A 6511-nucleotide genomic window follows, 5' to 3' on the forward strand; every position below is an offset into this window, starting at 1 on the left:
CCGGGTCCGACGCCGGCGCGCCGGGCGATCTCATCGATCGGTACCGAGAGGCCCTCGGCCGCAAAGGTGTCGTAGGCGACTTCCAGCACGCGCGCGCGGTTGCGCGCCGCGTCGGCACGCAGTGGCCGTGCAGGTTGCGCCATGCGTTTACCACCCATCCGTTGACAAAGCGGGGCGTGCGTTCCGTATAGTGACCTTCAACCGGAGCGCTCGCCCCGTTTACCTTACAAGTTTGGGAGCTATTCCATGGCCAAGTGGACAACCGCAGACATTCCCGACCAGACCGGTCGCGTCGCCGTCATTACCGGAGCCAACACCGGTCTTGGCTACGAGACCGCCGCCGCTCTCGCCGAACACGGCGCCCACGTCGTTCTCGCGGTACGAAACCTCGACAAAGGCAAGGACGCCGCTGTACTGATCAGCAAGCGCCATCCCGGTGCCGACATCGCACTGCAGGAGCTTGACCTGACCTCACTGGAGTCCATCCACGCCGCAGCCGACCAACTGCGATCGGACCACGACCGCATTGACCTGCTGATCAACAACGCCGGCGTGATGTGGACGCCGAAGTCGACCACCAAGGACGGCTTCGAGTTACAGTTCGGCACAAATCATCTGGGCCACTTCGCCTTTACCGGTCTGCTGCTGGACCGGCTGCTGCCGGTCGCCGGTTCACGGGTCGTGACGGTGAGCAGCGTCGGCCACCGGATCCGGGCCGGCATTCACTTTGACGACCTGCAGTGGGAACGCAACTACAGTCGGGTCGGCGCCTACGGCCAGTCCAAGCTGGCCAACCTGTTGTTCACCTACGAACTGCAGCGACGGCTCGCGCCGCACGGCACCACGATCGCGGCCGCGGCACACCCCGGCGGATCGAATACCGAGTTGGTCCGGAATATCCCGGCGCTGCTCAAGCCGGCCATCCCGGTGCTCATGCCGCTTATCGCCCAAGGAGCGGACATGGGCGCCCTGCCGACACTGCGCGCCGCGACCGACCCCGGCGTGCTCGGCGGGCAGTACTACGGTCCCGACGGCTTCGGCGAACAACGCGGCCACCCAAAGATCGTGGAGTCCAGCCGCAAATCCCATGACGCCGACCTGCAGAAGCGGCTCTGGGCCGTCTCCGAGGAATTGACCGGGGTGGTCTACCCCCTCGACTAGGGCAGGTCGAGCAACTGCTCGTAGAAACCGCCGAAGCCGCGGGCCGGGTCGTTCAGGTGGATTTCCAGAATCCAATGAAGGACCCGGCCACCGGGATCCGTGCGGCGCATCGGCTTGTTGGATCCCGGCGTGATGTACCACTCGACGCCGTTGCCAACGATCTTCTTGTGCGGGAATTCGCCGAGTAGGTGGCCGGCGATCGGGCTGCCGAATTCGAAACCCTCGGCGTGGGCTTGCCCCACCACGTGGTCGTACAACTCGGCGCCGGTGATGTCGGAATGGCTTTCGAAATAGTCGCGCCCGGCCTGCCACACCCGCGGTAAGGCATCGCGGATAGCCAGCTTGTCCGCGTCGTCGCTGAGCACGAAGGTGCGGCCGAAGTCGGCCTCCCAGTCCTCGAAAATCGGGCCGAGATCCAGGAACACGATGTCGCCGTCGGCGACTATCCGATCCGGCGGACGTGCACTGAAAGGCTGCAGGGTGTTCTCGCCGGCACGCACAATCCGCCGATGCCAATGGCCGGTCACGCCGAGCAGCTGCGCGGCCAGGTCGCGGATCTCGTCGGACAACTCGCGCTCGCCGACGCCGGGGCGGATCAGTTCGCGGCGCACGATCTCGTCGAACAGTCGCGCCGCCTTATCCTGGGCATCAAGAAGCCTTTCGGCGCGGGCGTTTTCGTCGGCGATCGGCTTCGGCACAGCACCGATGCTAGCCACCACCGAGACCCCAATGGAGCACTCATGTCGCTCGTGGTGCCGCCCTATCCCGAACCTCGTTACCTCAACGACCAGCCCGAAGTCAGCGCCTGGATCAAGCGCGCTGACGAGCCGCCGGACTATGAGACCTTCGGCGTCCAATACCACTACTTGGCCAACCAGCAGGCCACCGGCGGCGATTACGGCCTGTACCGCGTCGACATCGCCCCGGCCGGAGGCGGGCCCGGTCCGCACTTCCACCGGGCGATGTCGGAGGCATTCTTCGTGCTGTCCGGCACGATGAAGCTCTACGACGGCTCGAAAGGTGGGGACTGGATCGACGGCCACCCGCACGACTTCCTGTACGTCCCGCCCGGTGGCATCCACGGTTTCCGCAACGAATCCGACGAGCCCGCGTCAGTCTTGATGCTCTTCGCCCCGGGCGCGCCGCGGGAGGCCTACTTCGAGGGCTTCAGCGCGTTGGCCGACATGACCGATGATGAGCGGCGGGAGTGGTTCATCCGCCACGACAATTTCTTCGTATAGCCGGCGTCAGTCCCATTGCGCAAAGTAGGGACGCGCTGGCCTGCTCTTCTCGACGAGGATGAACACCACACCCCATGGGTCGACAAACCACGTCGTGCGGACGCGCGCCACGTCCGCAACGCCGTCGACCAGAAAGCGCACCCCGTTGGCCTCGAGCTCAGCCCGGGTGGCGTCGATGTCCTCACACACCAGCCCGACATGCGACAGGCCGAAGTCGGTGATCGCCGCGGTGCTTCGCCGATCACCGCCGGCAACACCGAGGTATTCGATGACCTCGAGAACCCGATCGCCGTCGTCATCAAATCCGACGATGGCCGCTTTCATGGTGGGGTCGGACACCAACTCGCCCATGTCCTCGCGGATCGCATCGCCGGCCATCACGTAGGGCGCCGAAAGCACCCGCATGCCCAACACGTCGCGGTAGAACGCCACCGCCGCTTCGCAGTCAGGCACGCATACGCCGCTATGAGCCAGTCCGGTAATCACCATCCGACAATAGACCTGCCGCTTTCCAGGAAAGATGCGTGCGCCGATGTCGTTGCCCTAGACTGCATCTCGATCAGATAGGAGTCTTCGGGTGCGGGCTAGTGAAGCGCCCAGCACCCGGGCTTTGCGGGGCTGGCAGCGGCGAGCCTTGGTGCGCTACCTAACCGCCAAGCCGCGTGATTTCTTGCTAGTCGCTACCCCTGGCGCGGGTAAGACGGCGTTTGCTCTGCGAATCGCCACCGAGCTACTGGCCGACCGCAGCGTCGACACGATTACCGTGGTGGTGCCCACCGAACACCTCAAGACGCAGTGGGCGCTGGCGGCCGCCGCCGACGGCATCGCGCTGGATCCCAAGTTCCGCAACTCCGCCGCGCACACCTCGGCGGAGTACCAAGGCATCGTCGTCACCTACGCCCAGGTCGCCAGCCATCCCGCACGGCATCGGGTGCGCACCGAGAGCAGGCGCACGTTGGTGATCTTCGACGAGATCCATCATGGCGGGGACGCCAAGAGCTGGGGTGACAGCATCCGCGAGGCCTTTGATGATGCCACTCGGCGACTGGCGTTGACCGGCACGCCATTTCGCAGTGACGACGCGGCAATACCGTTCGTCCGCTACGAGCCCGACGGCAACGGCCTGCTGCGCTCGGCGGCCGATCACACGTACGGCTACGCCGACGCTCTGGCCGACGGCGTCGTGCGTCCGGTGGTCTTCCTGGCCTACTCCGGTGAGACCCGCTGGCGAGACAGTGCTGGCGAGGAGTACGCCGCGCGGCTCGGTGAGCCGGCCAACGCCGAGCACACCGCCCAGGCGTGGCGCACCGCGCTGGATCCAGCCGGCGAGTGGATGCCCGCGGTGATCTCCGCCGCCGATATCCGGCTGCGGCAATTGCGCGACGGCGGAGTACCTGATGCCGGCGGCATGATCATCGCCTCGGATCAGAAGGCCGCCCGCGCCTATGCCGTTCTGCTGGAACGGATTACCGGCGAAGCGCCGACGGTGGTCGTTTCCGACGACCCCCGATCGTCAGACCGCATCGCGAAGTTTTCCGCGGGGACTAACCGCTGGCTGGTCGCCGTGCGGATGGTGTCCGAGGGTGTCGACGTACCGAGGCTAGCCGTAGGCGTGTATGCCACCAGCGCCTCGACCCCGCTGTACTTCGCTCAGGCGATCGGCCGCTTCGTGCGGTCCAGACGCCCGGGCGAGACGGCGAGCATCTTTCTGCCGTCGGTGTCATCGCTGCTGCAGTTGGCCAGCGAGCTTGAGGCACAACGCAATCACGTTCTCGGCGAGCCGCATCGGGAGACCGACGAACTGGAGGCCGCGCAGCGGCGCCAGACGCAACCTTCCGAAATCGAGAACGGGTTCATCTCGTTGGGCGCGGACGCAGAATTAGACCAGGTGATTTTCGACGGCTCGTCGTTCGGCACCGCCACCCCCGCAGGCAGCGACGAAGAAGCCGACTACTTGGGCCTGCCGGGCCTGTTGGATGCCAACCAGATGCGAGAGTTGTTGCTGCGCCGCCAAGTTAAGCAGCTTGACCGTCGTAGGGCCGACGGCTCAGGGGGCTCAGCCGTGGCCGAACCGATCACCCGACACGGGCAACTACGAGACCTGCGCCGCGAACTCAACTCTCTGGTCACGGTCGCACACCATCGAACGGGCAAGCCGCACGGCTGGATTCACAACGAGCTGCGGCGCATCTGCGGCGGCCCGCCGGTGGCCGCCGCCAGCTCCGACCAACTCAGGGCCCGCATCGAAGCGGTCCGCGGATTGACCGCCTAGCGGGTCGCCCAGATGCTGTCGGCCACCCACGGCGATGCTTCCGCCGCCACCGCCCACGCCTGATTCTCCGGCACATCGATCAGCGGGTAGCGCTTGATGCCGGCGGCGGTAGCCGCCACCAGGGTAGCCACCCCGGCCCGGCGTTGCAGCGGCGACTGCCGCACGGTCCAGCCGATGATGCCCGCCGTGGCCAGGCAGTCGCGGCGGCGTTCCCAGCTGCCGGCACGCATCACCAGCCAGTGGCTGTCGACGCGGTGCCCAAGTGCGTTCACCCGGTCGGCCGCCAGCAAGGCGCCCCAGGCCATCACCGCCACCCACGCCGTCCACAACCAAAGGGGTACAACGGAAATCAGGGCAGCCACCGCCAGCGCCACGCCGGCCAGCGCGGGAATCCCCAATGCGCGCGTCCACCGCCGGAGCGCTGCCCGACGGCCGTGACCCCGCAACGGTCCGGTGACGACGTTCGGGTCACCGACCAGGCCGGTCAACACCGATTCTGCCGTGGCACGCGGACACGGCGGCAGCAGCACCGACGACTCGCCTGCACCATGCACGCCGGTCATCACCGCATCCAGTCCAGCGCCGCCGAAAATACGCACCAGCAGCGGCTGTCGCAGGGTTCCGCCGCGCAGCCTGCTCATGTCGTAGGTGTGTTCACGCAGCCGCAGCAGACCGTGCCGCAGGTGCAGGACGTCTGCCCGGCGCAGCAGCACCAGGTTGCCGTACACGAGCAGTGCCCGGAGCACCGCCAGCAAGACTGAGGCGGCCAGCACCGCCGCGGCGATCACTGCGACGGTCGCGGCCACACCCAGCCGCTGAGCCTCCGCCAGCCCGGACTCAACCGCCCGCGAATGCTGCAGTGGCCCAACAAATCCGCTCTGATACACCACGCCGGCGGCGGCCGCCATGATCAGCAGACCGGAAAAGCTCAGCGGCGCATACCGCAACCAGGACGGCTGCCAGCGCGCTAACACTGCGCTCGCCGTCGCGGGTTCCGCGGTCGCAGCCTCCCCCGGCTGCGGTGACTCGGCTAGCAGGATGGCTCGCAGTCGCGGTACCTGGTCAACCCTGACGGCGTTGAGCTCGAAACCGTGTTCGGCTCTGGCTTCTTGCCCGGTGCTCACCCGCAGCACGGCCAGCCCCAGCAGCCGGTGCAGCAGCCGCGCATCGGTCTGCACCGAGCGGATTCGGTTGCGCGGCACCGACAAAACCTTGCGATTGAGCAGGCCGGCCCGTAGTTGCACTTGGCCGGATTCCGGATCGGACTCGATGCGGTAGCTGGTGGTGAACCAGCGCGCCATACCCACCACCACGCTGAGCGCGATCACCGCCACGGTCCAGGACTGGTTGCCGGTGGTCGAACCGAGTACCAGTCCCCCGATCAGCAGCGGCAGCACCCGCAGTAATTCGTGTACCGGATGTACCAGAAGCATCCTGGGACTTAGCCGCTGCCAAGCGATTTGGGGCCGGGGCTGCGGGGGTGCCGTCACGTGGCGTCCTCGGCACCGATCGCGGCGATGTCGGTCAGTTGCGCGACGATATGGTCGGCCACCGCGAGGTCGAGCGCGGCGATGTGCACCGCCCCGGCCGACGAGGCTGTGGTAACGGTGACGTTGGCCAGACCGAACAACCGATCCAGCGGGCCTCGATAGGTATCGACGGTCTGCACCCGCGATATCGGCGCGATGCGTCTTTCCTGCACCAGCCAACCGGTCCGGGTGTACACCGCCTGCGGGCTGATCTCCCACCTGTGCACCCGGTACCGCCACAGCGGCACGACGGCCAGCGAGACGGCCGCGCCCAACACGGTGACGACGGCGACCAAAATGTGCAGCCA

General features: G+C 66.8%; 7 protein-coding genes and 1 pseudogene. 3 read left to right on the forward strand and 5 right to left on the reverse strand.

Annotated features, from left to right (window positions below):
• Window positions 1-143, reverse strand: a pseudogene (locus WBF82_RS23775) (TetR/AcrR family transcriptional regulator); the annotation flags it as partial.
• Between the two features lie 103 nt (window positions 144-246).
• On the opposite strand from WBF82_RS23775, the gene WBF82_RS23780 reads away from it, so the two are divergent.
• Window positions 247-1161: an SDR family NAD(P)-dependent oxidoreductase gene (locus WBF82_RS23780; RefSeq protein ID WP_424385381.1), complete on the forward strand. Its 915-nt coding sequence runs from the start codon at window positions 247-249 to the stop codon at window positions 1159-1161.
• Here WBF82_RS23780 and WBF82_RS23785 read toward each other — a convergent pair.
• On the reverse strand, window positions 1158-1859 hold the full coding sequence (locus WBF82_RS23785; protein ID WP_424385382.1) for a M24 family metallopeptidase: 702 nt from the start codon (window positions 1857-1859) through the stop codon (window positions 1158-1160). The genes WBF82_RS23780 and WBF82_RS23785 overlap by 4 nt on opposite strands.
• Before the next feature lie 42 nt (window positions 1860-1901).
• On the opposite strand from WBF82_RS23785, the gene WBF82_RS23790 reads away from it, so the two are divergent.
• A complete protein-coding gene (locus WBF82_RS23790; protein ID WP_424385383.1) occupies window positions 1902-2402 on the forward strand; it encodes a cupin domain-containing protein in 501 nt (166 codons plus the stop codon).
• 6 nt (window positions 2403-2408) lie between these two features.
• Here the strand turns inward: WBF82_RS23790 and WBF82_RS23795 are convergent, their stop codons facing one another.
• The gene (locus tag WBF82_RS23795) at window positions 2409-2891 is read right to left on the reverse strand and encodes a VOC family protein (protein ID WP_424385384.1); all 483 of its coding nucleotides are present in this window, start codon (window positions 2889-2891) and stop codon (window positions 2409-2411) included.
• An 88-nt stretch (window positions 2892-2979) separates the two neighbouring features.
• Here WBF82_RS23795 and WBF82_RS23800 point away from each other — a divergent pair, with 88 nt between their 5' ends.
• A complete protein-coding gene (locus WBF82_RS23800) occupies window positions 2980-4674 on the forward strand; it encodes a DEAD/DEAH box helicase (RefSeq protein WP_424385385.1) in 1695 nt (564 codons plus the stop codon).
• On the opposite strand, the gene WBF82_RS23805 is transcribed toward WBF82_RS23800, so the two are convergent.
• Window positions 4671-6107: a PH domain-containing protein gene (locus WBF82_RS23805; protein WP_424385386.1), complete on the reverse strand. Its 1437-nt coding sequence runs from the start codon at window positions 6105-6107 to the stop codon at window positions 4671-4673. The two genes, WBF82_RS23800 and WBF82_RS23805, sit on opposite strands and share 4 nt — an antisense overlap.
• Window positions 6108-6160: 53 nt before the next feature.
• A partial coding sequence (locus WBF82_RS23810; protein WP_424385387.1) for a PH domain-containing protein occupies window positions 6161-6511 on the reverse strand: 351 nt, incomplete at its 5' end.

This window comes from Mycobacterium sp. (assembly GCF_049673265.1).
Lineage (GTDB): Bacteria > Actinomycetota > Actinomycetes > Mycobacteriales > Mycobacteriaceae > Mycobacterium.

Bases quoted from the DNA above. Each gene is read 5' to 3' on its own strand.
- WBF82_RS23780 (WP_424385381.1), top strand. From the start codon at position 247: ATGGCCAAGTGGACAACCGCAGACATTCCCGACCAGACCGGTCGCGTC.
- WBF82_RS23790 (WP_424385383.1), top strand. From the start codon at position 1,902: ATGTCGCTCGTGGTGCCGCCCTATCCCGAACCTCGTTACCTCAACGAC.
- WBF82_RS23795 (WP_424385384.1), bottom strand. From the start codon at position 2,891: ATGGTGATTACCGGACTGGCTCATAGCGGCGTATGCGTGCCTGACTGC.
- WBF82_RS23805 (WP_424385386.1), bottom strand. From the start codon at position 6,107: ATGCTTCTGGTACATCCGGTACACGAATTACTGCGGGTGCTGCCGCTG.